Source organism: Marinobacterium sediminicola, from assembly GCF_022343685.1.
Classification (GTDB): domain Bacteria; phylum Pseudomonadota; class Gammaproteobacteria; order Pseudomonadales; family Balneatricaceae; genus Marinobacterium; species Marinobacterium sediminicola.
Genome location: NZ_CP092123.1, coordinates 97,025 through 122,241 on the forward strand (window position 1 = coordinate 97,025; position 25,217 = coordinate 122,241).

Here is a 25,217-nt window from a genome sequence, read left to right on the forward strand (position 1 = left end):
GACTGACTATATTGCTAACAGAACTGATGGAAGGCGCATGTCGGCAGATTGGCTTGAGCAGATTAAGTGGGATGAAAAAGGGCTGATACCGGCGATCGCCCAGGACCATCAAAGCGGACGTGTGTTGATGGTTGCATGGATGAATGAAGAAGCCTTGCGGTTGACGGTAGAAGAAGGTCGAGCCATTTACTGGTCTCGCTCTCGCAACCGCCTGTGGCGCAAGGGTGAAGAATCCGGCCATGTGCAGAAGCTGCATGAACTGCGGCTGGACTGTGATGGGGACGTCATCCTGCTCAGTGTTGAACAACTGGGTGCGATTGCCTGTCATACAGGTCGGGAAAGCTGTTTCTATCGTGTTTTGCGTGATGGTAATACATGGGAAAGCGTAGACGAAGTGCGCCGTAATCCTGACGAGATCTATACGAAAAAGGCCTGAGCCATGACCGATGTACTTGCCCAACTGCATGAAGTACTTGAAGCACGCAAGAATGCAGACCCTGAGAGCTCCTATGTGGCTTCGCTGCATGCCAAGGGACTGAACAAGATTCTGGAGAAGGTTGGCGAGGAGAGTGTTGAGACTCTGCTGGCCGCCAAGGACGCAGCGCTAAATGGTGACACGTCCGAGTTGATTTATGAAACCGCTGATCTCTGGTTTCACTCATTGGTCATGTTGTCGCACTTGGGTGAAAGCCATGAGGCGGTGCTGAATGAACTTGCACGTCGCTTTGACCTGTCGGGCCTGGAAGAAAAAGCCTCTCGAAACAAGTAATCGCCGAACCTGCTCCCCGGTTCGGACGCACGCGGTGCGTGCTAACCCATTATCTAAAGTAAGCACTATTAAGGCTAGGAGTCATCATGCTTGGTGGAATTAGTATCTGGCAGTTGCTGATCGTACTGGTCATCATCATTCTGCTGTTTGGCACCAAAAAACTGCGCAACATCGGCGGCGATCTGGGTGGTGCACTGAAAAGCTTCAAAAAAGCTGTAAATGAAGATGACACAGAGTCCAAAAATTCGGCAGAGGAGCAGAAAAAGCTGTCGTCCGAGCAGGACGCCCAGTTCAAGGACAGTGATTCCACTGCCAGCAAGACTGACAATAAAGCGCAGAAGTAAGCTGAACGGCCATGTTTGATATTGGCTTTTTCGAGCTGCTGGTTGTTGGTGTGGTCGCTCTGCTCGTTCTTGGCCCTGAGCGGCTGCCGACCGCGGCGCGTACCTGTGGGCTCTGGCTGGGACGTGTTCGCCGCTCATTGACCTCCATCCAATCCGAAATTCGCGAAGAGTTGCGTATGGAGGAGTTGAAACGGAGTACGGCGATCCAAAAGGAGCAGCTGGAGCGTGAGCTTGATGAAATGCGTCAGCCTTTTCAGCAGTCTGCTGCAGAAATCCGGGACAGTGCTGAAATTGCTTCTGTTGCACGTTCAGAACAGGCGAGTAACCGCAATGAGGAAATCGGTGCTTCTGACAGCGGTAAGGACAAGCCATGAGTGCTGAACATATGGATCAGGAACAGCCCCTGATTGCGCACCTGGTCGAACTGAGGCAACGTCTGTTGTACTCGGTTTTGGCGATTTTGGTGATCTTCCTGGGCCTTTTTGCCTTCGCCAATGATCTGTATACCTGGATTTCAGAACCTCTAACGGCACTCCTGCCGGAAGGGACCAGCATGATTGCGACAGATGTGACGTCGCCTTTTTTTGCTCCCTTCAAACTGACCCTGGTCGCTTCTGCTTTTCTGGCCATGCCCTTTCTGCTGCATCAGGCATGGAGTTTTATTTCACCCGGACTCTACTCGCATGAGAAGCGTTTGGCCGTTCCTTTGCTGGTATCCAGCATATTCCTGTTCTACCTGGGTGTCGCCTTTGCCTATTTTGTGGTTTTTCCGCTGATTTTCGGTTTTTTCACCAGCGTGGGTCCCGAGAATATTGCAGTGATGACCGATATCAGCAGTTACCTGAACTTCGTGCTCAAACTGTTCTTCGCGTTTGGTATCGTCTTTGAAATTCCTGTTGCTACATTGCTGCTGCTGTGGTCAGGCGTGGTTACGGTAGATGGGCTCAGGGCAAAGCGCGCATATGTTATTGTTGGTTGCTTTGTTCTGGGCATGTTACTGACGCCACCCGACATCATCTCACAGAGCCTGCTCGCAGTGCCCATGTGGTTGCTGTTTGAACTGGGTATCCTGTTGGGGCGTATACTGATCAAGTCACGTGATTATAAAGATGATCAGGAATTGGATGAAACGGCTGATCAAGAGAAACAAAACCCGAACACCTGATCGGCTGTCTGATAAAAAATATAACGGGCGCCTCTGTATGAAAGAGGCGCCCGTTTGCGTTTTTAACCTTTTTGAAATCTTTTTACAAAAAGGCGTTGACACCCGGGTGGGGATGCGTAGAATACGCCTCCTCGCTTGAGACGACAGGGTTCGCGAAACACTGAGCGGCTCTAGTGAGAAGGAGATAAGTTCTTGAAACTGAATAAGTTTCTGATGTAGAATCTGCCTCCTTGATCTCAACCGGATCGTTGTGAAGTGTTACGACACTGAAACAAAAAACGAAAAAAATGGTTGACATCGAAAATCGGCGTAGTAAGATATGCGCCTCGCTTGAGACAACAGGTTGCGCTACGGCGCGGTTGGCCAAGCCCGCTCTTTAACAAATTGATCAGGTAATATGTGTGGGCGCTTGTCAGGATTGAGCACGCAAAGCTTAATCAAGGCAAGCAACCTAACTGAATATTCATTTAGCGTTGTGTAATACCTTGAGCCGAGTCTGAAGGGATCATTCCTCCTTTCGTAAAAGACTCAACCAAAGATTTAAACTGAAGAGTTTGATCATGGCTCAGATTGAACGCTGGCGGCAGGCCTAACACATGCAAGTCGAGCGGCAGCGGGATCTAGCTTGCTAGATCGCCGGCGAGCGGCGGACGGGTGAGTAACGCGTGGGAATCTACCTGGTAGTGGGGGACAACAGTCGGAAACGACTGCTAATACCGCATACGCCCTTCGGGGGAAAGTGGGGGATCTTCGGACCTCACGCTATCAGATGAGCCCGCGTCGGATTAGCTGGTTGGTGAGGTAAAGGCTCACCAAGGCGATGATCCGTAGCTGGTCTGAGAGGATGATCAGCCACACTGGGACTGAGACACGGCCCAGACTCCTACGGGAGGCAGCAGTGGGGAATATTGGACAATGGGGGCAACCCTGATCCAGCCATGCCGCGTGTGTGAAGAAGGCCTTCGGGTTGTAAAGCACTTTCAGCAGTGAGGAAAGGTGTGTCGTTAATACCGGCATGCTGTGACGTTAACTGCAGAAGAAGCACCGGCTAACTCCGTGCCAGCAGCCGCGGTAATACGGAGGGTGCAAGCGTTAATCGGAATTACTGGGCGTAAAGCGCGCGTAGGTGGTTTGGTCAGTCAGATGTGAAAGCCCCGGGCTTAACCTGGGAACTGCACCTGATACTGCCAAACTAGAGTACGGTAGAGGGCAGTGGAATTTCCGGTGTAGCGGTGAAATGCGTAGAGATCGGAAGGAACACCAGTGGCGAAGGCGACTGCCTGGACTGATACTGACACTGAGGTGCGAAAGCGTGGGTAGCAAACAGGATTAGATACCCTGGTAGTCCACGCCGTAAACGATGTCAACTAGCCGTTGGGGGACTTGATCCTTTAGTGGCGCAGCTAACGCGATAAGTTGACCGCCTGGGGAGTACGGCCGCAAGGTTAAAACTCAAATGAATTGACGGGGGCCCGCACAAGCGGTGGAGCATGTGGTTTAATTCGAAGCAACGCGAAGAACCTTACCTACTCTTGACATCCTGCGAACTTGGTAGAGATACCTTGGTGCCTTCGGGAGCGCAGTGACAGGTGCTGCATGGCTGTCGTCAGCTCGTGTTGTGAAATGTTGGGTTAAGTCCCGTAACGAGCGCAACCCCTATCCTTATTTGCCAGCACTTCGGGTGGGAACTCTAAGGAGACTGCCGGTGACAAACCGGAGGAAGGTGGGGATGACGTCAAGTCATCATGGCCCTTACGAGTAGGGCTACACACGTGCTACAATGGCCGGTACAGAGGGCCGCGAACCTGCGAGGGTAAGCTAATCTCAGAAAACCGGTCGTAGTCCGGATCGCAGTCTGCAACTCGACTGCGTGAAGTCGGAATCGCTAGTAATCGCGAATCAGAATGTCGCGGTGAATACGTTCCCGGGCCTTGTACACACCGCCCGTCACACCATGGGAGTGGGTTGCACCAGAAGTAGCTAGTCTAACCTTCGGGAGGACGGTTACCACGGTGTGATTCATGACTGGGGTGAAGTCGTAACAAGGTAGCCCTAGGGGAACCTGGGGCTGGATCACCTCCTTAAACGATTGCGAAGTTCTGGCAAGCGTTCACACATATTACCTGATCGAAAGTTGAAGAGAGCGTAATCAGCCTGGTGCTGAATATGTAGGCTTGTAGCTCAGTTGGTTAGAGCGCACCCCTGATAAGGGTGAGGTCGGTGGTTCAAATCCACTCAGGCCTACCAATTTCCTCACGGCCTGGCCGATGGGGAAGCGACTCGATGGGGCTATAGCTCAGCTGGGAGAGCGCCTGCTTTGCACGCAGGAGGTCTGCGGTTCGATCCCGCATAGCTCCACCATTCCTTAGATGCCTGGAATGGTCAAGAAAGTTTTAAAACATACGCTCTTTTGAGTTTATCTTTTAAAGCTTCTTAGCTTTAAACGCTCTTTAACAAATTGGATCTGAAAGATTGTCTTGTATTGTTTGATACAAGCGCCAACCGGCGATAATCGTTACGAACCATTCATTTTTCCAGACGCCTTCGGGTTATATGGTCAAGTGAATAAGCGTGCACGGTGGATGCCTTGGCAGTCAGAGGCGATGAAGGACGTAGTAACCTGCGATAAGCCTCGGGGAGTCGGTAAACAGACTTTGATCCGAGGATTTCCGAATGGGGAAACCCACCCGCTTGCGGGTATCTCTTAACTGAATACATAGGTTTTGAGAGGCGAACCCGGGGAACTGAAACATCTAAGTACCCGGAGGAAAAGAAATCAACCGAGATTCCCTTAGTAGCGGCGAGCGAACGGGGACCAGCCCTTAAGCTGTGATGTGGTTAGCAGAACACTCTGGAAAGTGTGGCCATAGTGGGTGATAGCCCCGTATGCGAAAACCTATTTACAGTGAAATCGAGTAGGACGGGACACGTGTTATCCTGTCTGAATATGGGGGGACCATCCTCCAAGGCTAAATACTCCTGACTGACCGATAGTGAACCAGTACCGTGAGGGAAAGGCGAAAAGAACCCCTGTGAGGGGAGTGAAATAGACCCTGAAACCGTGTACGTACAAGCAGTGGGAGCCGTTTTCGGACGGTGACTGCGTACCTTTTGTATAATGGGTCAGCGACTTACTTTCAGTGGCAAGCTTAACCGTTTAGGGGAGGCGTAGGGAAACCGAGTCTTAATAGGGCGCCAAGTCGCTGGGAGTAGACCCGAAACCGGGCGATCTATCCATGGGCAGGTTGAAGGTTGAGTAACATCAACTGGAGGACCGAACCGACTACCGTTGAAAAGTTAGCGGATGACCTGTGGATCGGAGTGAAAGGCTAATCAAGCCCGGAGATAGCTGGTTCTCCTCGAAAGCTATTTAGGTAGCGCCTCATGTCTCACCTTGGGGGGTAGAGCACTGTTTCGGCTAGGGGGTCATCCCGACTTACCAACCCGATGCAAACTCCGAATACCCAAGAGTGCAATCATGGGAGACACACGGCGGGTGCTAACGTCCGTCGTGGAAAGGGAAACAACCCAGACCGCCAGCTAAGGTCCCAAAGTTCTAGTTAAGTGGGAAACGATGTGGGAAGGCTTAGACAGCTAGGAGGTTGGCTTAGAAGCAGCCACCCTTTAAAGAAAGCGTAATAGCTCACTAGTCGAGTCGGCCTGCGCGGAAGATATAACGGGGCTCAAACTAGACACCGAAGCTGCGGATGCCTTAGGGCATGGTAGAGGAGCGTTCTGTAAGCCGTTGAAGCGGAAGCTGTAAGGCACCGTGGAGGTATCAGAAGTGCGAATGCTGACATAAGTAACGATAAAGGGGGTGAAAAACCCCCTCGCCGGAAGACCAAGGGTTCCTATCCAACGTTAATCGGGGTAGGGTGAGTCGGCCCCTAAGGCGAGGCTGAAAAGCGTAGTCGATGGGAAACAGGTTAATATTCCTGTACCGCGCATAACTGCGACGGGGGGACGGAGAAGGCTAGGCCAGCGCGGCGTTGGTTGTCCGCGTTTAAGGGTGTAGGTTGAGGAGTTAGGCAAATCCGGCTCCTTAAGACTGAGACCTGATGACGAGACTCTTTATGAGTCGAAGTGGTTGATGCCATGCTTCCAGGAAAATCCTCTAAGCTTCAGGTTATGCGGGACCGTACCCGAAACCGACACAGGTGGTCAGGTTGAGAATACCAAGGCGCTTGAGAGAACTCGGGTGAAGGAACTAGGCAAAATGGTGCCGTAACTTCGGGAGAAGGCACGCCGGTGTTGGTGATGAGACTTGCTCTCTAAGCTGATGCCGGTCGAAGATACCAGGTGGCTGCGACTGTTTATTAAAAACACAGCACTCTGCAAACACGAAAGTGGACGTATAGGGTGTGACGCCTGCCCGGTGCCGGAAGGTTAATTGATGGGGTTAGCTTCGGCGAAGCTCTTGATCGAAGCCCCGGTAAACGGCGGCCGTAACTATAACGGTCCTAAGGTAGCGAAATTCCTTGTCGGGTAAGTTCCGACCTGCACGAATGGCGTAACGATGGCCACACTGTCTCCACCCGAGACTCAGTGAAATTGAACTCGCTGTGAAGATGCAGCGTACCCGCGGCTAGACGGAAAGACCCCGTGAACCTTTACTATAGCTTCACAGTGGACTTTGACATTACTTGTGTAGGATAGCTGGGAGGCTTTGAAGCTCGGACGCCAGTTCGAGTGGAGCCGTCCTTGAAATACCAGCCTGGTACTGTTGAGGTTCTAACTCAGGTCCGTAATCCGGATCGAGGACATTGTGTGGTGGGTAGTTTGACTGGGGCGGTCTCCTCCCAAAGCGTAACGGAGGAGCACGAAGGTACCCTCAGGCTGGTCGGAAATCAGCCAATGAGCGCAAGAGTAGAAGGGTGCTTGACTGCGAGACAGACACGTCGAGCAGGTACGAAAGTAGGTTCTAGTGATCCGGTGGTTCTGTATGGAAGGGCCATCGCTCAACGGATAAAAGGTACTCCGGGGATAACAGGCTGATACCGCCCAAGAGTTCACATCGACGGCGGTGTTTGGCACCTCGATGTCGGCTCATCACATCCTGGGGCTGAAGCCGGTCCCAAGGGTATGGCTGTTCGCCATTTAAAGTGGTACGCGAGCTGGGTTTAGAACGTCGTGAGACAGTTCGGTCCCTATCTGCCGTGGGCGTTTGAGATTTGAGAAGAGTTGCTCCTAGTACGAGAGGACCGGAGTGAACGAACCTCTGGTGTTCCGGTTGTCACGCCAGTGGCATTGCCGGGTAGCTACGTTCGGACGGGATAACCGCTGAAAGCATCTAAGCGGGAAGCCTCCTTCAAGATGAGATCTCACTGGACCCTTGAGGTCCCTGTAGAGCCGTCCGAGACCAGGACGTTGATAGGCTGGGTGTGTAAGCGTTGTAAGGCGTTGAGCTAACCAGTACTAATTGCTCGTGAGGCTTGACCATATAACGCCCAAGGCGTTTGAAATGAATGGTTAGAAAGATTATCGTAGCTCGTAAGAGCACCGGTTGAACGCTTGTAGCGACAACACAGACAGTCACGAATTTCAGATCTGATTTGTACCAGTTTTGCTTGGCGACCATAGAGACGTGGAACCACCTGATCCCATCCCGAACTCAGCAGTGAAACGCGTCATCGCCGATGGTAGTGTGGGGCTTCCCCATGTGAGAGTAGGTCATCGCCAAGCACTTATTTAAGCAGAACCCCGGTCTCGTTGAGGCCGGGGTTTTTGCGTTATGGGCCTGGCGATGACAGCAGAGTCTGTGCCTGTGTGCCTTGAGGGGCGATGACGCTGGTCAACTAGTCTTGTCAGTCAGCAGTTTGGGCTTTACAGGACGTATCCGGTTCTCTCCAGAGGTTATCCCCAGGACGCTATTTCGAGCTCAGATAACAGCTCGGTGTTGTTGACGCTAACGGCTGGGCGGGCTTGATGCTGCAGATAACAGGTTTATCCACAAGCCGGAGCATTGATGGCGGGTGTGGATAAAGGATCAGCGGTATGTGTATCAACAGATGACGCACCCGGTAAGGTGCCTGATTACATGAGACTGGGGATAAAAAGAAGGGCCCTGACGCATCCGTGTCTTAGGGCCCTGTCACCGACTTCCATGTCAGCCGCTGCGCATCTCCTACGCAGACGTTGAGGTACTGAGACTCCACTCAGCTCGTCACGTCCTGTGAACCTCGAAACAGATAATATCCATGTGAAGAAGAAGGGTATATAGGAAAAATTCCTATTTCCTCATCGAATGCCATATTCATCACGGTAGGCTTCGATCGCTTCAAGTTGATCAGCCATGTTGCCTTGTTCTCGCAGGTACTCGATCAGATCGGCTACGCTGATGATACTGATAACAGGCATCTTGTAATCACGCTCGACTTCCTGAATGGCAGACAGCTCCCCTGTTCCCTTTTCCTGTCGATCCAGTGCGATCAGGGTTGCTGCAGGCTGAGCCCCTGCCTGCTCAATGATTGCCATGACTTCGCGGATAGCGGTACCTGCCGTAATGACATCGTCGATGATCAGGACTCGTCCCTCAAGTGGCGCACCTACCAGATTGCCGCCTTCGCCGTGGTCCTTGGCTTCCTTGCGGTTGAATACATAGGGGACATCTTTGTTAAAATCATTGGCAAGGGACACGCAGGTTGCTGCAGCCAAGGGAATGCCTTTGTAGGCAGGACCCAGCATGACATCAAACTGAATTCCTGCATTTTCCAAAGCTGCTGCGTAAAAGCGACCGAGCTTGGCGAGCGCCAGTCCTGAATTAAACAGACCCGCATTGAAAAAGTAGGGGCTTTTACGGCCGGACTTGAGCGTAAATTCGCCAAAGCGCAGAACATTTTTTTCCAGTGCAAACTCGATAAATTCACGTTGATAGTCCAGCATAGTTTTCTCCGCAGCGGTAATGAAATCAGGGCTATGATACCTGCTGCAGGAGGCTGCATCCATGCAGGATCAAGCCAGAAAAATTTCAAATTTGGGCGTGCAATGGTTACAATTCTCTTTTACCTTCCATCCCATATTCGTTCGAATACGCTCAACGGGGCTCAGACACTATGCGTGTGATCACCTTCAATACCCAGGGTATTGAACAGGCCGCAGATAATGGCTTCTTTGACTGGATGATCCAGCAGGATGCCGATGTAGTATGCCTGCAGAATCTCAAAGCAAAGGAGTATCAGCTTGATGGCGATCGTTACCACCCCGAGGGCTATCATGCATACTTCTTCGATGCTTTCGAGGATGGTTTCAGTGGCGTCGCACTGTATACCCGACACCTGCCTAAAGCGATCATGACAGGGCTTGGCTTTGAACAGTGTGATTTTAATGGCCGTTTCATTCAGGCTGACTTTGATAAGGTCAGTGTCAGTTCGATGACCATTCCCTCTGGCCTGCGCAGTGATGAAGCTCAGGCTGCCAAGATGGAGTACCTTGAGCTATTCATGGGGCATCTGAAGAAAACGCTTCGCAAGCGTCGTGAGTTTATTTTTGCCGGCACTTTCAATATCGCGCACCGTCCCATAGACCTGAGTAACTGGTATGTGAATCAGCGGGTTTCAGGCTTCCTGGCTGAAGAGCGTGAATGGATTGAAGAAGTGCTTGGTGAAATGGGGTATGTGGATGCCTTCCGTGAAATCAATAAGGCTGAGCGTCAGTACACCTGGTGGCCGGATTACAATCGCGCGTGGACGTTAAATGAAGGGGCCCGTCTGGATTACCAGATTACCACTGCCAACCTTCGCAAGACCGTTAAGAACGCACGCATTTACCGCGATCAGCGGTTCTCGGAACATGCACCTCTTACAATTGATTACGACATTGAAATCTGATGTCTGTCGGGCCGCTTCTTGCGGAGCGGCCCTCTAGCGCTCTTTGGTTGTTAGCTGGCCAAAGCCTGTTTCTGCAGCTCTACCAGCTCGGCAATACCCTTTTGAGCCAGTGCCAGCATGGCATTAAGCTCCTCCTGTGAGTAAGGGGCACCCTCAGCCGTACCCTGAACCTCAATAAAGCCACCGGCATCGGTCATGATCACGTTCATGTCCGTTTCCGCGGCTGAATCCTCGACATAATCCAAATCAAGGACGGGCTCTCCCTTGTAGATGCCGACAGATACCGCTGCAATCAACTGCTTCACGGGGTTGCCCTTCATGGCGCCGTTCTTGTCCTGCTTCAAGACATTGATGGCATCCATCAACGCCACACAGGCCCCTGTGATGGATGCTGTACGAGTACCGCCATCGGCCTGAATCACATCACAGTCGATGGTGATGGTATTCTCCCCGAGCTTGTTCAGGTCGAGCGCAGCACGCAGAGAGCGTCCGATCAGGCGTTGTATTTCGATAGTTCGCCCAGTCTGCTTGCCACGAGCCGCTTCACGGTCGCTGCGAGTATTGGTAGAACGAGGTAGCATGCCGTATTCAGCGGTTACCCAACCGGAGCCAGTGCCGCGCAGAAAGCGAGGCACACCTCGGTCTACCGTGGCGGTACAGATCACTTTGGTATCGCCAAATTCGACCAGGACTGAGCCTTCGGCATGGCGGGTGAAATTGCGGGTGATACGGATATCGCGCATCTGGTCCGGCTGTCTGCCGCTGGGACGCATCTTGTTCAGTCCTAGATTCTGCAGTTGTTCAGAAAAGCTCGAACTCATGTGGGCTACCCTTATATGTCTCCATCCTGGTCGCGCAAGGCACTCAGATGGCTGTTAGAATAATGAAAAAGCAATTCTAATAGAGATCGATGGATTATGACACGAAGCATGACCGCCTTTACCCGACAGGAGATGCAGCAGCCTTGGGGAACCCTGATCTGGGAGTTGCGATCGGTCAATCATCGCTATTTGGAGCCCCATTTCCGACTGCCGGATTCATTGCGAGATATCGAGGGGCATTTGCGCGAAGCGCTGCGCAAGGCGGTCAGTCGTGGCAAGGTTGAAGCAACACTGAGATTTGTGCCGGAAAAATCCTCTGGCAGTCTTCAAGTTGATCAGGCGCGCCTGCAGGAGGTGCTTGCGGCGACCCAGGAGCTCCGTGTTGTCGGCGCCGAAATGCAGGCGCTGAATCCGCTGGAGCTGCTCTCATGGCCTGGGGTGCTGGTCGAGTCTGACCTGGATATGCGTGAAGTTAAACAGCAGGCTTTATCGCTGTATCGGGAAAGTCTTAAGGATCTTGTTGAAGGACGTGAACGCGAGGGGGTGGAGCTGAACCAGCTGATCCTGCAGCGTCTTGATAGCATCGAAGCGATCGTAGCGGATGTTAAACAGATGATGCCGAAGATTCTTCGTGCACAGCGGGATAACCTTCAACAGAAACTGAACGAGCTAACCGCTGAGCTGGATACTGGACGTCTGGAGCAGGAGATCGTGTTGCTTGCTCAGAAGGCCGATGTGGATGAAGAGATTGATCGTCTGCAGACCCACGTGCAGGAAGTTCGGCGGGTGTTGACCCAGAAAGGCCCCATCGGTCGCCGGCTCGACTTCCTCATGCAGGAACTGAATCGTGAAGCCAATACCCTGTCGTCAAAGTCGATTGTGGCTTCGACAACACGCAGTGCAGTTGAGCTGAAAGTGTTGATCGAACAGATGCGCGAGCAGATCCAGAATATCGAGTAATTTTATTGCGTAAGGCTTAACAAATTTGGTTACTAAGGCATCGCTATTGGAAATATTCCATATGCGATGCTTTTTTATTGGATTTTGTCTGCTCTCTTTCTACAGTATTGGCCCTATTTGGCGCCGATCATGTTGGAATGTCAGGATTTTTGTCGAATAGCGCTGGTCTGTCATTTGGTTGAATCCTCATTTCTTTGCAAAATAATAGTTAGATATGCTAAATATTTAATAGGCTAGGCTACAACTTGTAGTTGGCAGGCCTTGAGGGCCTACATCAAGCATATGAAGATTCGGAGATCTGAGATGACCAAGCTGAAAACACTGGTGGGTGCCTGCACGGTTGCGGTGGCAGCACTGGGAACAGTGGCTTCTGCCCAGGCGGCGACCTGGCGTTATGCGTTTGAGGAAGCGATAACCGATGTACAGGGCGTATATGCCAGCAAGTTCAAGGAGTACATCGAGTCCAATTCCGACCATGAAATTCAGCTGTTTCCCTACGGTACGCTTGGTGAATCTGCCGATATCATGGAGCAGACGCAGGCAGGATTGCTGCAGTTTGTTGACCAGTCTCCGGGTTTCACGGGTTCCCTGATCCCGGAAGCCCAGATCTTCTTTATCCCCTATCTGCTGCCTGAAACTCATGAGGCGCTGGATCACTTCTTCCGCAACAGCAAAGCGATTAATGAAGACTTCAAGGCTATCTATGCGCAGCATGGTCTGGAACTTTTGAAGATGTTTCCGGAAGGCGAGGTCGTAGTGACCACCCAGGAACCCTTCGACAGCCCTGCAGGGCTCGATGGCGTCAAGGTTCGAGTCATGACCAACCCGCTGCTGGTTGAGTCTTACAAAGCCTTTGGTGCAACGCCGACGCCTTTGCCTTGGGGTGAGGTGTACGGTGGTTTGCAGACCAACATTATCCAGGGACAGGAAAACCCGCTGTTTTGGGTAGAGTCGGCCAAAATGTATGAGGTGACCGATGTGATCACCTTTACCGGGCACAACAATTTCACCACTGCCGTCATGGCCAATAAGCGCTTTTTTGATGGCCTGTCAGAGCAGGATCAAAAGCTGGTGCGTGACGCCATGCAGACGGCATTCGATCACATCATGGAGTATCAGAAAGGGCTGAGTGAACGCTCTCTTGAGAAAATCATGGAGCAGAAGCCTGAAATGGAAGTGGTTCGCCTGACCGAAGAGCAGCGTGCGCCTTTCCGTGCGGCTGCAGAGACCGTCGAGGCCAAGTTCATCGAAATGACCGGTGACTCCGGCAAGGCCCTGCTGCAGCAGTTCAAGCAGGATCTGGAAGCAGCTCAGGCCCAGTAAGCCCTCCAGCCGGCCCGTTCGGGCCGGCCTCTGATGAGAATGTAAAACATGTCCGAACCTAGCCCGTCCAAACGGGCCTCAACTCTTCCAGGTGTTCTGGGCTGGATCGATACCTGGCTTGGCCGTGCCGAAGCATTGATGCTGGGAGCCGGTGTCCTGCTGATGGCGTTCAATACCGTTGCCAACGTCATTGGACGTTTTCTGTTTCAGAACAGTCTGTTCTTCACCGAAGAGATCAACCGTATCCTGATCGTCATGATTACCTTTGCCGGTATCGGTTATGCCGCCAGGCATGGTCGGCATATTCGTATGTCAGCCGTATTTGACGTGCTGCCTGATGCCGGGCGCAGGTGGCTAATGATATTGATTGCATTGGGAACTTCACTGGTGATGTTTGCACTGACCGTTTTTTCTGTGCGCTATATCAGCAGTGTGGCCGAGTCGGGGCGGATACTCCCAGCCTTGCAGATCCCGGTCTGGTGGGTCTTTGTCTGGGTGCCGGTAGGGCTTGCAGTAACCGGTGTGCAGTATCTGCTGACAGCACTGAAAAACCTGATGAGCAGGAAAGTCTATCTGTCGACACAGGTGCAGGATGGTTATGACGATGAATAAGACCGCTTACCGGTCTCGGCCGCAGCCAGGGGAGGAGCCGCTATGACCACCGTTATGGTCAGTACCATGATCGTGTTGCTGCTGCTGGGGTTTCCGATGATGATTCCCCTTATTGTGGCTGCCTTTATCGGTTTCTACTCCATGTTCGGTGGCGTTGAACAGATGGACTTCATGATCCAGCAGTTCATGGCAGGGATTCGTCCTGCCTCGTTGATCGCTGTGCCCATGTTCATTCTGGCCGCTGATATCATGACACGAGGCCACTCGGCAGACCGGCTGATCGAAATGGTGATGAAGTTTATCGGCCATGTCCGCGGGGGGCTGGCGATCAGTACGGCCACCGCCTGTACCCTCTTCGGTGCCGTATCGGGATCGACTCAGGCGACAGTTGTGGCCGTGGGCTCTCCATTGCGTCCGAAGATGCTCAAGGCCGGTTACAAGGACAGCTTTGTACTGGCGTTGATTATCAACGCCAGTGATATCGCGTTCCTGATTCCGCCCAGTATCGGCATGATCATCTATGGCGTGGTGTCCAACACGTCAATTTCCGAGCTGTTCATTGCCGGTATTGGCCCCGGGCTGCTGATCCTTGGCATGTTTGCCCTCTACAGCTATATCTACGCCGTGATCCATAAGGTTCCGACAGAGCAGAAAGCCACCTGGTCTGAACGCTGGCAGGCGGTGCGCAAGGCGATCTGGCCACTGGGCTTCCCTGTCATCATCGTAGGCGGCATCTATGGCGGTGTATTCAGCCCCACGGAGGCTGCAGCCGTTTGTGTCCTCTATGCGGTTATTCTCGAGTTCATCGTATTTCGTGCTCTCAAGCCGATTGAACTGTACAAGATCGCCAAGTCCACCGGGCTGATCACGGCGGTGGTTTTCATCCTGGTTGCAGCTGGTGCCGCATTCTCCTGGATTATTTCGTTCGCCCAGATACCGCAGACTATTCTGGCCACACTGGGGCTGGCCGAGGCAAGCCCAACGGGCGTACTGATCGCGATCTCGATCGCCTTCTTTATCGGCTGCATGTTTGTGGATCCGATCGTGGTGATTCTGGTGCTGGTACCGATCTTTGCACCGGTGGTGGAGTCTGCCGGACTGGACCCGGTGCTCGTGGGTGTGCTGATTACGCTACAGGTTGCCATAGGTTCGGCAACCCCGCCGTTTGGCTGCGATATCTTCACCGCGATTGCCATTTTTCGCAGGCCCTATATCGAAGTGATACGGGGTACGCCACCCTTTGTACTGATGCTGGTCGTGGCGGCGGCACTGTTGATCATCTTTCCTCAAATAGCGCTTTTCCTGCGCGATCTGGCCTTCTGAGCCTCGAGGTCGCCGGTTTGATCGGCTGGCGACCTCGGGCTATAGTGCCCGCTTTGAACGTCACATGATCGGAACGCACAGATGAGCCAACTTGCCGGTACTTTATACATTCTCTCAGCCCCTTCGGGCGCAGGTAAAACCAGCCTGGTTAAGGCGCTGCTGCAGCAGGATGATCAGGTAGGGGTATCGGTGTCCCACACGACCCGCGCCATGCGCCCGGGTGAGGTGGATGGAGTGGACTATAACTTCGTGACCATGGATGCCTTCAACGCATTGATCGAGCAAGGTCAATTCCTGGAATACGCGGAAGTGTTCGGCAACAAGTACGGCACTTCTCAGCGTTGGGTCGAGGAACAACTGACGGCGGGTCGGGATGTCATTCTTGAGATTGATTGGCAGGGAGCCGAGCAGGTGCGCCGACTGATGCCGGAAGCGGTAACCTTGTTCATCCTGCCGCCCAGTCGTGAAGCCCTGCGTGAGCGCCTCAATGCCCGCGGTCAGGACAGTGACGAGGTGATTGCGGGACGTATGGCGGAAGCGACCAGTGAGATGAGTCATTACCCTGAATACGACTACCTGCTGATCAATGATGATTTCGATACCGCATTGCAGCAGCTGGCCAGCCTGTTTCAGGCGCGTCGCCTGCGTCAGTCCGCTCAGCAGACCCGTCACGAGGTACTGCTGGAACAGCTCTTGTCTGAGGACTGAAAGCCCCGTAAACTGTGCGGTCCCTTAGTTGTTTCCAACCCTGTTCGAGGTCGCAATGGCACGAGTAACCGTTGAAGATTGTCTGGAAAATGTAGAAAACCGCTTTGAGCTGGTAATGGTTGCGTCCAAGCGTGCGCGCCAGATTGCGGTCGGTGGCAAGGACCCCAAGGTCGAGTGGGAAAATGACAAGCCGACAGTAGTGGCTTTGCGTGAAATTGCTGAAAACCTGATCGACCGCGCTGAAATTCTGAACGCCAAGGATCAGGACTGATCTTTTCCCCGCGACCGTAATACGGCATCATCAGGGGGATAGGTGGCTGGTGTCTGCCAGCCTTCAGCCCTAGCGGAGATGTTGATGCCGACGATAGACGCCCTTTCCCATCGCCTTGAAGAGTATCTGACCCCTGAGCAGATCGCTCGGGTCCGGCGCGCCTATTTCTATGCCGAGCAGGCCCACGATGGTCAGCGCCGCAAAAGTGGTGAGCCCTATGTGACCCACCCGCTGGCGGTTGCCAATATTCTGGCCGGCATGCACATGGACCATCAAAGCCTGATGGCGGCGATGCTGCATGACGTGATCGAAGATACCGAGATCGACTATGGCGGCATCGAGGGACAGTTCGGGACTTCGGTGGCAGATATCGTCGATGGCGTCTCCAAGCTGACCCACCTGGAGTTCGAAACCAAGGCTGAAGCCCAGGCTGAGAATTTCCAGAAGATGGTACTGGCGATGGCAGAGGACATCCGTGTCATTCTGGTCAAGCTGGCCGACCGTCTGCACAACATGCGCACCCTGGGCGCCATGCGCCCCGACAAGCAGCGTCGTATTGCCCGCGAAACCCTTGATATCTATGCGCCGATTGCGGCCCGTCTGGGCATGCGAGATCTTCAGGTCGAGCTGGAGGACCTTGCGTTTCAGTCCTACTACCCGATGCGTGCCAAGCGTATCCGTCGTGCCGTGGTCCATGCTCGCGGTCAGCGCAAGGATATCATTGAGCACGTCCGCGAAAGCATGCAAAACCGACTTGATCAGGAAGGGTTGAGTGGTCGGGTCAGCGGGCGCGAAAAGCACCTGTACAGCATCTATCGCAAGATGAAAGTGCAGCGCAAGGCATTCGCTGACATCATGGATGTGTTCGCTTTTCGCGTCGTCACCGATACCGTTGATGACTGCTATCGCATTCTGGGTGCGGTACATAACCTGTACAAGCCGGTGCCGGGGTGTTTCAAGGACTACATTGCCATCCCCAAGGCCAATGGCTATCAGTCGCTGCACACTGTCCTGTTCGGGGCTCGCGGCATGACCATCGAGGTGCAGATCCGCACCCGGGATATGGATGCCGTCGCCAGTCAGGGCATTGCCGAGCATAGTCATTACAAGGTCAAGGGCAGTACCGAAACGGCCTTGGGTTCCTACAACCGGGCTCGCAAGTGGGTGCAGGGGCTGCTGGAGATGCAGCAGAATGCCGGTGACTCCATGGAGTTCATCGAAAGCGTGAAGAAGGACCTCTTTCCGGACGAGGTGTACATCTTCACGCCCAAAGGCCGCATTCTCGAGCTGCCACGCGGAGCGACGCCCGTGGACTTTGCCTATGCCGTGCACACCGATGTCGGCAACTCCTGCGTTTCCTGCCGCATTAATCGTCGCCTGGCGCCGCTGTCTGAACCGCTGGAGAGTGGCCAGACCGTTGAGATCATTACCACCCCGCGTGCTCAGCCCAACATGGCCTGGTTGAACTTTGTCGTGACCGGCAAGGCGCGCACCAGTATTCGCCATTTCCTCAAGAATCAGCAGCGCAATGAATCGATCGAACTGGGGCGTCGACTGTTGGGGCAGTTCATGAGCAACTACGGTGCCTCGCTTGATAATATCGATCCTGAGCGTCTGGCACAGCTGCTGCAAGAAGCGGATTTCAAAACCTTAGACGACCTGCTCGAAGATATCGGTATGGGCAACCGCATGGCCTATGTGGTCGCACGGCGTCTCCGTCCGGAGTCCCACACGGATCAGGAAGAGCATCCGGCCGAACAGGGGCGGGCGCTGGCGATTCGAGGGGCTGAGGGGATGGTGATGCAGTATGCTCGTTGCTGCCATCCGATTCCGGGTGATGTGATCATCGGTCATATCAGCAGTGGGCGCGGATTGGTGGTGCATCGCACGGAATGCCGCAATATCGGCTACCTGCGTGACAATCCCGAGAAGACCATTTATCTGGAGTGGTCTGCCCCTCAGGACAACGAGGAAGAATTCGTGGTCGGGCTGCAGCTCGAAGTCCGCTCCCAGCGCGGCATTATTGCAAATCTGGCGACGGCGGCAGCCGATGTGGGGGCCAACCTGCTCAAGATCGACAGTGGTGAGCGTGATGGTCAACTGTACAGCGTGCAGATGGAGCTGACGGTCTATAACCGTGTGCATCTGGCGCGCGTGATTCGCAAGCTGCGCGGGCTCAGCTCGGTGACCCACATCAATCGTCAGTAGTGGCTGTGGGGCGCGCTACTCAGCGCCCCAGTGCCAATCCTTCCCGGCGAGGATCCACGCCGGATTCCCAGCGGCCATCATCGCGCTTGCGCAATGCATGTATACCGCTGTTCAGTTCCCGTATTTTCACCGCATGTCCCCGATCCTGCAGTTCGAACAACAATTGCTCGGCTGCTGTGTCCTGCTCCAGCTCGGTAACGCCATTACGGTTGCTGATATGTCCCTGATGCAGGATTTCCTGCAGTGACAGATCAGTATGCAGCATCAGCAGGAGCGTCTGGGCGACATAGTTGATGATACGGCTGCCCCCGGGTGAGCCGAGTGCGGCAACGGGCTGGTTGTTCTTATCGAATACGATCACCGGGGCCATGGAGCTGCGAGGGCGCTTGCCGGGAGCGATGCGGTTGGCGACGGGGCGGCCATCCAGCTCAGGGACGAAGGAAAAGTCGGTCAGCTGGTTGTTGAGCAGGAATCCCCCCGCCATCAGTGTGGAGCCGAACGCCATTTCGATACTGGTGGTCATGGACACCAGGTTCCCCTTGGCGTCTCGGATAACGAAGTGACTGGTTGACGGACGCTCAGGCGATCGGTCATCACTGCGCTGCAACGGGAGCGGCTCTCCCGGCGCGGCTTGGCCCATATCGCGGGTGGGATCGATCAGTTTTGCTCGTTGCTGCAGGTAGTCAGGTGCCAGCAGCGCATCGATCGGCACGTCGACGAAATCGCCGTCAGCCAGGTAGCGGCCACGGTCGGCATAGGCCAGACGGCTGGCCTGGGTCAGGCGGTGGCTGAACTCAAGGTCAGGCAACGCGTCGACGATCAGTTCCTGGGTCGCCATCAGGCCGAGAATCTGCAGTAGGGTGATGCCGCCTGAGGTTGGCGGCGGGAAGCCGCAGATCCGGTATTCGCGATAGAGGCGGCATAGCGGTGAACGTTCACGGGCCTGGTAGTTGGCCAGGTCCTCAGGCTGCAGACGTCCGGGATTGTCACCGGCTGCCTTCACGGCTGCTACGATCTTGCTGGCAAGGGGACCCTGATAAAAAGCATCGGCGCCCTGTAAAGCGATCAGTGTCAGCGAATCGGCCAGCTCCGGGTTCTGCCGTAGGGTGCCGACCGGCAGAGGTTCGCCGGCAGTGGTAAAGAAGTACTCGCGGGCTTCGGTGTAGCGCCCCAGGCCCGGATTGATGCCGTCTGCAATCAGCTTGTGCAGCCGAGGTGTTACGCTGAACCCTTCACGAGCCTGTCGAATTGCCGGTTCAAAGGTGTGTTGCCAGGGCAGTTTCCCGTGGCGTTGATGGGCCAGTTCCAGCATGCGCAGCACACCGGGTGTCCCGACTGAACGGCCGCCTACCAGAGCCTGCTGCCAGGGCATGGGGCTGCCATCCTGGTTGAGGAATAAATCGGGAGTGACGCTGGCAGGGGCAGTTTCTCGGCCGTCATAGGCAAACAGCTGTTGTTGCTTGGCATCCCAGTAGAGCAGAAAGGCTCCACCTCCAATGCCCGAAGACTGGGGTTCGACCAGGGTCAGCATTGCCTGAACGGCGATCGCCGCGTCGATGGCACTGCCGTTCTGGTCCAGCATTGCCATGCCCGCATGGGTTGCCAGTGGGTGAGCGCTTACCACCAGCGTACTTTCGGCGACAACAGTTTCCTGACGCTGCCAGCCTGTAGCGCTTTCCGGTGCAAGAGATTCATTGATCGCATATACAGGGTGCAGAATCAGTAGCAGGGACAACAGTGTCCAGAATCGAATCATGGGTGCTCCTCGAAGGTGCCCGCGGCTCGGTTTTTCACCGCGCGCTCCGGGTGGAACACGCGTCCATTCATGTAGATGTAGACGCCATGAGGCATGGCCTGGGCCAGCGCAACGGCGCCACCCAGATTGAAGGCCGCATCACTGTCACGAAAGCGGGCCGGCTGCATGGCGCCTGTCAGCACGATTGTTCTGTCCGTGAAAGCCTGCAGCGCCATGGCGGTTTGAATCAGAGTATCGGTGCCGTGTGTAATGACAATATGACGGCAGTCGTCCTCGGCGATCGCGGCACGCAACGCTTCCCGATCAGTATCATCCATATCCAGACTGTCCTTGCGCAGGATGCTGCGGACCTGGTATTCGCAACTGACGCCGGCTGTCTGCATCAACTCAAGGGCCATGGGGTCACCGATGCTGTACTCACTCAGGGTATCATAGTAAATCTTGTCGATTGTGCCGCCTGCGGTCAAAATTTTGATCTGCATAGCTGTGTGAACTTCCTGTTTGGGATAGGCTTGGATAGAGTAATGCCAAGCGCAATGTCATTACAGCTTAACCCTATCGCATAATGGGAGAGAAAGCCTTGCCTGTCGGAGTTCCTGTTGAGCAGTTTACCGCAAGCAGTGCGGCGCACGTTCGCCTGGTGCTGTTGCATGATCGTGAGGGCAAGGTGCTGGCGGTGTTGCCGGCGGCGGGTCTACTGGATCTGAATAGCCTGTGCCAGCTTGCCGGACGTGAGTTGCAGCCGGTGAAAGCAGAAGATGCCTTGCGCTTCTTCGGGCAGCCGGCGCTGCGGACCGAAGCTGGGCAGAATCAGTTATTGTCGCTGCCGATGCTGGTGGATACTCATTGTCCGGCGTCTGCATGGCACTGTCTCGAGCCGCATTCTGGCTGGCACTTCACGCTGGAGCGGCGCCCTGAGCATGATCGGGTACAGGTTGGCGCGTTTGCTTTGCCCGCTCAGGCCCCGCAGCAGTCGGTTGGCATCAGCGATACGGCGATGATCAGCCGCGCTGTCGAGCGCTTTACCGGTCTGAGAGTACAGCAGCGCCTGGATGATTTGCTGGGGCTGCCGGGCCTTTCAGAGAGCATGCACAATATCGTGCGATTGCGCTCCAACCCCGATGCTGGTGTCGATGATCTGGTGCCGGTGGTCAAACGTGATCCCAGTCTGTCGGCTCAGGTGATGGGCTGGGCCTCATCGCCCTACTATGCGGCACCGGGCAAGGTTCGCTCCATCGAAGATGCGGTCATCAGGGTGTTGGGCTTTGATCTGGTCATCAATCTGGCCTTAGGCGTGGCCATGGGCAAGGTGCTTCAGCTGCCCGAGGATATCCCCAGAGGATCGATTTACCACTGGGATCAGGCGATCTACACGGCAACCCTATGCGAAAAACTGGCGATCAAGGCGCAGCTGGAAGAGCGTCCGCGACCGGGCCTGGCCTATCTCGCCGGTTTGCTGCATAACTTCGGTTATCTGGTGCTGGGATACCTGTTCCCGCCCTATTTTTCTCGACTGTCGCGGTATATTGAGGCAAATCCACATCTGGAGCAGCAGCAGGTCGAACAGGAAGTCCTGCATGTGACACGTGAACAGATTGGCGGCTGGTTGCTGGAGAACTGGAAACTGCCGGATGAGGTTGCCATGGCTGTGCGTTATCAGCAGGTGCCGGATGAGGCAGGTGAATACAGTGCCTATGCTAAGCTGCTGTACTTGGCCAGTCGGCTGTTGCGGGCAGAGGGGTTAAGTGATGGTCCTCGTGTGCCCGTGCCGGAGAATTTGCTTCAACAGCTTGAGCTGGATCCAGAGCAGGTGCGTCAAGCGGTTGAGGAAGTCAAGGCGCAGGCAGAGAGCCTGGCGCAAATCTCCAGACTCTTCGACTCCCGAACCTGATCAGTCGATGCTTTCGAGGCTCTGTTCCAGAGCCTCAAGCGCTTCCTGCTGTTCCAGCCACTCTGCCTCGGTATCGTCCAGCTGACGCTTATGCTCGGCCTGACGCTGCAGCAGTTGCTTCAATTCCTCTTTGCGTTCGTCAGTGTACAGACCGGTATCGGCCAGAGCCGATTCGATCTCGTCCAGGCCGGCAGCCAGTGAATCCATCTGTTGTTCAAGCTTGCTGACAGCCTGCTTGAGCGGGCGCAGCTTGGCGCGTTGTTCCGCCTGCAGGCGCTTCTGCTCCTTGCGTTCTGCAGCACTCAGAGATCGAGGGGCGTCCACAGCCGTCTCGAGATCACCTTCATTACGTTTCTGCTCTTCTCGACGCTGTTGAGCCAGCCACTGGTGGTAATCGTCCAGATCGCCATTGAACTCGCTGATTTCGCCATCGTGAACCAACAGAAACTGGTCAACGGTATTACGCAGCAGGTGGCGATCATGGGAAACCAGAATCAGCGCTCCCTCGAATCCCTGCAGGGCCAGCGTCAGTGCAAGGCGCACCTCAAGATCCAGATGGTTGGTCGGTTCGTCGAGCAGCAGCAGGTTGGGTTTCTGCCAGGCAATGAGGGCCAGAGCAACGCGTGCCTTTTCACCCCCCGAGAAACGGCCAACCGGGTCCAGTGCATCGTCGCCGATGAAGCCGAAACTGCCGAGAAAGTTGCGCAACTCCTGATCGGTAGCATTCGGGCTGATACGTTGCAGATGCAGCAATGGGGAGGCCTGCATGTCCAACGCTTCTAGCTGATGCTGGGCAAAATAGCCGATACGCAGATGTTCGCCCTCGTGGCGTTCGCCGGCCAGCAGTGGCAGGTCACCCACCAGGGTTTTAATTAGCGTGGACTTGCCGGCACCGTTGGCGCCCAGAAGACCAATGCGAGCACCGGGTATCAGGGTCAGGGATTGTTTGCGCAAAATGGTACGGTCCGCATAGCCCAGATCAGCATCACCCAGAGTCAACAGCGGTGACGACAACTTGTCACTGGCATCAAAACGGAAGGTAAACGGTGAATCCACATGCGCTGGCGCGATCTGCTCCATGCGCTCAAGCTCTTTCAAACGGCTCTGTGCCTGTTTGGCCTTGGTCGCCTTGGCACGGAATCGACGTACGAAGCTCTCGATCTGCTCGATGCGAGCCTGTTGCTTCTCGAACGCGGCTTGTTGCTGAGACAGCTTTTCGGCTCTCAGGCGCTCAAAGGCGGTGTAGTTGCCCTTGTACAGCGTCAGCTCTTGCCGTGCCTGATGCACGATATGGCTGACCACGTTGTCGAGAAAGTCGCGGTCATGGGAGATCAGCAGCAGCGTGCCCGGGTACTGGCGCAGCCATTGCTCCAGCCAGATGGTGGCATCCAGATCCAGGTGGTTGGTCGGTTCGTCCAGCAACAGCAGGTCAGACGGACACATCAATGCCTGCGCCAGATTCAGGCGGATTCGCCAGCCGCCGGAGAAACTGCTGACCGGGCGTTCGGCGTCACCCGGAGCGAACCCCAGTCCGGCCAACAGCTGGTGTGCCCGTGACTCGGCTCGGTAGCCATCCATCGCTTCCAGCGCGGCATGCAGCTCGCCGATACGGCCATCCTGATGTTGCTCCTCGGCAACGGCCAGGTCAGCCTGAATGCTACGCAGACGATGGTCGCCATCAATCACGTAATCGAGGGCACTGCGTGTGCTGGCGCTGACCTCCTGTGCCATATGGGCGATGCGCAACTGGCCGGGAAGCTGAAGCTCCCCCGCATCCGGGTGCAGTTCGCCCAGCAGCAATTTGAACAGTGAAGACTTGCCGACGCCGTTGGCGCCAACAATACCCACTTTCCAGCCGGCATGCAGGGTCAGGTTGGCCTCGGCTAGCAACTGCTGGGGGCCACGATGTAAGCTAAGGTTCTGTATCTGAATCATGGCGGGGATATTACCACAGCATGGCCTTGGACAATCCTCTTTGGCGCTATGCGCTGGCACTTTATGCTCAGCCCGGGGTAGAACAATGCTGTCTGCAACTGCAGGAGCAAGGAGCGGCGATTAATCGACTGCTACTGGCCTGTTGGCTTGGCCGAATGGGGGTCGCGGTTGACCATGACCGCTGGCAGTTGCTGGATACCGAATGGCGGCAAGCTATTACCGAGCCGCTGCGCCAGATTCGCTACCGGGTGCGTGAGCGGCGCACGTTCGAGCCTGAAGTCGAGGCCTGCTATCAGGCGCTGAGACAGGCTGAACTGGCAGCCGAGCAGATAGAGTTGTTACGGCTTTGGCGACAGGCTCGTGACTGGCTGGCGCAGCCGGAAGTTGTCGGAAAGGCATTGATGCTGGATAACCTGATCAGCTATCGTCATTCGAGCGGACAACCATTGGAACAGAGCTGTCTGCGTCAACTGGCACTCGCTGCCGCTGAACTCCCTGTGGAAGAGTCTGAACTTTCCTCCGGGCCGGGATACTAATACACACACGGTGTACGCTGAATAACGCGAACAAAGGATATGAAGATATGAAAAAAAGCATGCTTGCCATCGCTCTGAGTGGCGCTCTGGTAGTCAGCGCGGGTGCTCAGGCCGAAGCTCTGGAAACGGAACAGCAGAAATTGAGCTACAGCCTTGGTCTGATCCTGGGTGAGCGGATTCAGGCGGATGTGGAGGAGCTGGATATTGAAGCCTTCACGCGCGGTGTAGAGGCGATCTACAAGGACGAAACGCCACTGCTGGATCAGCAGCAGGTAGCCGAGGTGATGCAGGCGTTCCAGAGCCGCAAGATGGAAGAACAGCGTCAGGCGATGGCCAAGCTGGCGCAGGACAACCTGGACAAGGGCCAGGCTTACATGGCGGAAAACGGCAAGAAGGATGGTGTGAAAACCACCGACTCCGGTCTGCAGTATGAAGAGTTGACCGCCGGCAAGGGCAAAAGCCCCAGCGCCGAGGATACGGTCAAGGTACATTACCGCGGTGAACTGATCGACGGTACCGAGTTTGACAGCTCCTATGCCCGTAACGAGCCGGTTTCCTTCCCGCTTAACGGAGTGATTCCAGGCTGGACTGAAGGCCTGCAGCTGATGAAAGAAGGTGGCAAGAGCCGTCTGGTTATCCCGGCTGAACTGGCATACGGTCCGGGCGGTATGGGTAACGCCATTGGTCCGAACGAGACTCTGGTGTTTGAGGTCGAGCTGCTCGAAGTCAACCCGTCCGAAGACAAGCAGTAATTGTTCCGCCTGCCGCT

21 protein-coding genes, 2 tRNA genes and 3 rRNA genes are annotated in these 25,217 nt (G+C 54.9%); 21 read left to right on the plus strand and 5 right to left on the minus strand.

The annotated features are described in order from the left end of the window. Positions 1-37: 37 nt before the first annotated feature. The 10 genes from hisI to rrf all read left to right on the plus strand — a co-directional run bounded on the left by hisI (position 38) and on the right by rrf (position 7,960). Positions 38-436, plus strand: a complete 399-nt coding sequence (gene hisI / locus LN244_RS00435; protein WP_239040900.1) for a phosphoribosyl-AMP cyclohydrolase — start codon at positions 38-40, stop codon at positions 434-436. Between the two features lie 3 nt (positions 437-439). After that, positions 440-769: a phosphoribosyl-ATP diphosphatase gene (locus tag LN244_RS00440; protein ID WP_239040901.1), complete on the plus strand. Its 330-nt coding sequence runs from the start codon at positions 440-442 to the stop codon at positions 767-769. 86 nt (positions 770-855) lie between these two features. After that, the gene (gene tatA / locus LN244_RS00445) at positions 856-1,113 is read left to right on the plus strand and encodes a Sec-independent protein translocase subunit TatA (protein WP_239040902.1); all 258 of its coding nucleotides are present in this window, start codon (positions 856-858) and stop codon (positions 1,111-1,113) included. Positions 1,114-1,124: 11 nt separating this feature from the next. Then, the gene (tatB, locus tag LN244_RS00450) at positions 1,125-1,487 is read left to right on the plus strand and encodes a Sec-independent protein translocase protein TatB (protein WP_239040903.1); all 363 of its coding nucleotides are present in this window, start codon (positions 1,125-1,127) and stop codon (positions 1,485-1,487) included. Further along, positions 1,484-2,278, plus strand: a complete 795-nt coding sequence (tatC, locus tag LN244_RS00455; RefSeq protein WP_239040904.1) for a twin-arginine translocase subunit TatC — start codon at positions 1,484-1,486, stop codon at positions 2,276-2,278. The genes tatB and tatC overlap by 4 nt, the downstream gene beginning before the upstream one ends. A gap of 542 nt (positions 2,279-2,820) precedes the next feature. Then, a 16S ribosomal RNA gene (locus LN244_RS00460) occupies positions 2,821-4,362 on the plus strand. A gap of 86 nt (positions 4,363-4,448) precedes the next feature. Continuing rightward, positions 4,449-4,525 (plus strand) — tRNA-Ile (locus LN244_RS00465). A gap of 38 nt (positions 4,526-4,563) precedes the next feature. After that, positions 4,564-4,639 (plus strand) — tRNA-Ala (locus tag LN244_RS00470). A 194-nt stretch (positions 4,640-4,833) separates the two neighbouring features. After that, a 23S ribosomal RNA gene (locus LN244_RS00475) occupies positions 4,834-7,718 on the plus strand. 126 nt (positions 7,719-7,844) lie between these two features. Beyond that, a 5S ribosomal RNA gene (gene rrf / locus LN244_RS00480) occupies positions 7,845-7,960 on the plus strand. Together the 16S, 23S and 5S rRNA genes with 2 tRNA genes alongside form the textbook arrangement of a ribosomal RNA operon. A gap of 555 nt (positions 7,961-8,515) precedes the next feature. On the opposite strand, the gene pyrE is transcribed toward rrf, so the two are convergent. Beyond that, positions 8,516-9,160 carry an orotate phosphoribosyltransferase gene (pyrE, locus tag LN244_RS00485; protein WP_239040905.1) on the minus strand — a complete coding sequence of 215 codons (645 nt, stop codon included), beginning with the start codon at positions 9,158-9,160 and terminating at the stop codon, positions 8,516-8,518. Positions 9,161-9,330: 170 nt separating this feature from the next. On the opposite strand from pyrE, the gene LN244_RS00490 reads away from it, so the two are divergent. Next, entirely contained in the window at positions 9,331-10,104 is a 774-nt protein-coding gene (locus LN244_RS00490) for an exodeoxyribonuclease III (RefSeq protein ID WP_239040906.1), read from the plus strand. A gap of 50 nt (positions 10,105-10,154) precedes the next feature. Here LN244_RS00490 and rph read toward each other — a convergent pair whose 3' ends face one another. After that, entirely contained in the window at positions 10,155-10,925 is a 771-nt protein-coding gene (rph, locus tag LN244_RS00495) for a ribonuclease PH (RefSeq protein WP_275424699.1), read from the minus strand. A 96-nt stretch (positions 10,926-11,021) separates the two neighbouring features. Between rph and LN244_RS00500 the strand changes: the two genes are divergently transcribed. From LN244_RS00500 to spoT, 7 genes are all read left to right on the plus strand, one after another. Beyond that, the gene (locus LN244_RS00500; protein WP_239040907.1) at positions 11,022-11,885 is read left to right on the plus strand and encodes a YicC/YloC family endoribonuclease; all 864 of its coding nucleotides are present in this window, start codon (positions 11,022-11,024) and stop codon (positions 11,883-11,885) included. Between the two features lie 303 nt (positions 11,886-12,188). Further along, on the plus strand, positions 12,189-13,208 hold the full coding sequence (locus LN244_RS00505; RefSeq protein WP_239040908.1) for a TRAP transporter substrate-binding protein: 1,020 nt from the start codon (positions 12,189-12,191) through the stop codon (positions 13,206-13,208). Positions 13,209-13,256: 48 nt separating this feature from the next. Next, positions 13,257-13,820 (plus strand): TRAP transporter small permease, encoded by a 564-nt coding sequence (locus LN244_RS00510; RefSeq protein ID WP_239040909.1) that lies wholly within the window; start codon positions 13,257-13,259, stop codon positions 13,818-13,820. 42 nt (positions 13,821-13,862) lie between these two features. Further along, positions 13,863-15,143, plus strand: coding sequence for a TRAP transporter large permease (locus tag LN244_RS00515; protein WP_239040910.1), 1,281 nt, complete (start codon positions 13,863-13,865; stop codon positions 15,141-15,143). Between the two features lie 81 nt (positions 15,144-15,224). Beyond that, positions 15,225-15,851, plus strand: coding sequence for a guanylate kinase (gene gmk / locus LN244_RS00520; protein ID WP_239040911.1), 627 nt, complete (start codon positions 15,225-15,227; stop codon positions 15,849-15,851). 55 nt (positions 15,852-15,906) lie between these two features. Further along, positions 15,907-16,122, plus strand: coding sequence for a DNA-directed RNA polymerase subunit omega (gene rpoZ / locus LN244_RS00525; RefSeq protein WP_239040912.1), 216 nt, complete (start codon positions 15,907-15,909; stop codon positions 16,120-16,122). 84 nt (positions 16,123-16,206) lie between these two features. Further along, the gene (gene spoT, locus LN244_RS00530; protein WP_239040913.1) at positions 16,207-18,330 is read left to right on the plus strand and encodes a bifunctional GTP diphosphokinase/guanosine-3',5'-bis pyrophosphate 3'-pyrophosphohydrolase; all 2,124 of its coding nucleotides are present in this window, start codon (positions 16,207-16,209) and stop codon (positions 18,328-18,330) included. 19 nt (positions 18,331-18,349) lie between these two features. Here spoT and ggt read toward each other — a convergent pair whose 3' ends face one another. After that, positions 18,350-20,086, minus strand: a complete 1,737-nt coding sequence (gene ggt, locus LN244_RS00535) for a gamma-glutamyltransferase (RefSeq protein WP_239040914.1) — start codon at positions 20,084-20,086, stop codon at positions 18,350-18,352. Next, a complete protein-coding gene (locus tag LN244_RS00540) occupies positions 20,083-20,568 on the minus strand; it encodes an asparaginase domain-containing protein (RefSeq protein ID WP_239040915.1) in 486 nt (161 codons plus the stop codon). The genes ggt and LN244_RS00540 overlap by 4 nt, the downstream gene beginning before the upstream one ends. 98 nt (positions 20,569-20,666) lie before the next feature. Here LN244_RS00540 and LN244_RS00545 point away from each other — a divergent pair, with 98 nt between their 5' ends. Continuing rightward, a complete protein-coding gene (locus LN244_RS00545) occupies positions 20,667-21,977 on the plus strand; it encodes an aminoacyl-tRNA deacylase and HDOD domain-containing protein (protein ID WP_239040916.1) in 1,311 nt (436 codons plus the stop codon). On the opposite strand, the gene LN244_RS00550 is transcribed toward LN244_RS00545, so the two are convergent. Beyond that, entirely contained in the window at positions 21,978-23,912 is a 1,935-nt protein-coding gene (locus LN244_RS00550) for an ATP-binding cassette domain-containing protein (protein ID WP_239040917.1), read from the minus strand. A gap of 20 nt (positions 23,913-23,932) precedes the next feature. Between LN244_RS00550 and LN244_RS00555 the strand changes: the two genes are divergently transcribed. After that, entirely contained in the window at positions 23,933-24,448 is a 516-nt protein-coding gene (locus LN244_RS00555; RefSeq protein ID WP_239040918.1) for a TIGR02444 family protein, read from the plus strand. Between the two features lie 47 nt (positions 24,449-24,495). Further along, positions 24,496-25,200 (plus strand): FKBP-type peptidyl-prolyl cis-trans isomerase, encoded by a 705-nt coding sequence (locus tag LN244_RS00560; protein WP_239040919.1) that lies wholly within the window; start codon positions 24,496-24,498, stop codon positions 25,198-25,200. Positions 25,201-25,217: the final 17 nt, after the last annotated feature.

Excerpts from the sequence above, each read along its gene's own strand:
- hisI (WP_239040900.1), top strand. The coding sequence starts at position 38 with ATGTCGGCAGATTGGCTTGAGCAGATTAAGTGGGATGAAAAAGGGCTG.
- LN244_RS00440 (WP_239040901.1), top strand. The coding sequence starts at position 440 with ATGACCGATGTACTTGCCCAACTGCATGAAGTACTTGAAGCACGCAAG.
- tatA (WP_239040902.1), top strand. The coding sequence starts at position 856 with ATGCTTGGTGGAATTAGTATCTGGCAGTTGCTGATCGTACTGGTCATC.
- tatB (WP_239040903.1), top strand. The coding sequence starts at position 1,125 with ATGTTTGATATTGGCTTTTTCGAGCTGCTGGTTGTTGGTGTGGTCGCT.
- tatC (WP_239040904.1), top strand. The coding sequence starts at position 1,484 with ATGAGTGCTGAACATATGGATCAGGAACAGCCCCTGATTGCGCACCTG.
- pyrE (WP_239040905.1), bottom strand. The coding sequence starts at position 9,160 with ATGCTGGACTATCAACGTGAATTTATCGAGTTTGCACTGGAAAAAAAT.
- LN244_RS00490 (WP_239040906.1), top strand. The coding sequence starts at position 9,331 with ATGCGTGTGATCACCTTCAATACCCAGGGTATTGAACAGGCCGCAGAT.
- rph (WP_275424699.1), bottom strand. The coding sequence starts at position 10,925 with ATGAGTTCGAGCTTTTCTGAACAACTGCAGAATCTAGGACTGAACAAG.
- LN244_RS00500 (WP_239040907.1), top strand. The coding sequence starts at position 11,022 with ATGACACGAAGCATGACCGCCTTTACCCGACAGGAGATGCAGCAGCCT.
- LN244_RS00505 (WP_239040908.1), top strand. The coding sequence starts at position 12,189 with ATGACCAAGCTGAAAACACTGGTGGGTGCCTGCACGGTTGCGGTGGCA.
- LN244_RS00510 (WP_239040909.1), top strand. The coding sequence starts at position 13,257 with ATGTCCGAACCTAGCCCGTCCAAACGGGCCTCAACTCTTCCAGGTGTT.
- LN244_RS00515 (WP_239040910.1), top strand. The coding sequence starts at position 13,863 with ATGACCACCGTTATGGTCAGTACCATGATCGTGTTGCTGCTGCTGGGG.
- gmk (WP_239040911.1), top strand. The coding sequence starts at position 15,225 with ATGAGCCAACTTGCCGGTACTTTATACATTCTCTCAGCCCCTTCGGGC.
- rpoZ (WP_239040912.1), top strand. The coding sequence starts at position 15,907 with ATGGCACGAGTAACCGTTGAAGATTGTCTGGAAAATGTAGAAAACCGC.
- spoT (WP_239040913.1), top strand. The coding sequence starts at position 16,207 with ATGCCGACGATAGACGCCCTTTCCCATCGCCTTGAAGAGTATCTGACC.
- ggt (WP_239040914.1), bottom strand. The coding sequence starts at position 20,086 with ATGATTCGATTCTGGACACTGTTGTCCCTGCTACTGATTCTGCACCCT.
- LN244_RS00540 (WP_239040915.1), bottom strand. The coding sequence starts at position 20,568 with ATGCAGATCAAAATTTTGACCGCAGGCGGCACAATCGACAAGATTTAC.
- LN244_RS00550 (WP_239040917.1), bottom strand. The coding sequence starts at position 23,912 with ATGATTCAGATACAGAACCTTAGCTTACATCGTGGCCCCCAGCAGTTG.
- LN244_RS00555 (WP_239040918.1), top strand. The coding sequence starts at position 23,933 with ATGGCCTTGGACAATCCTCTTTGGCGCTATGCGCTGGCACTTTATGCT.
- LN244_RS00560 (WP_239040919.1), top strand. The coding sequence starts at position 24,496 with ATGAAAAAAAGCATGCTTGCCATCGCTCTGAGTGGCGCTCTGGTAGTC.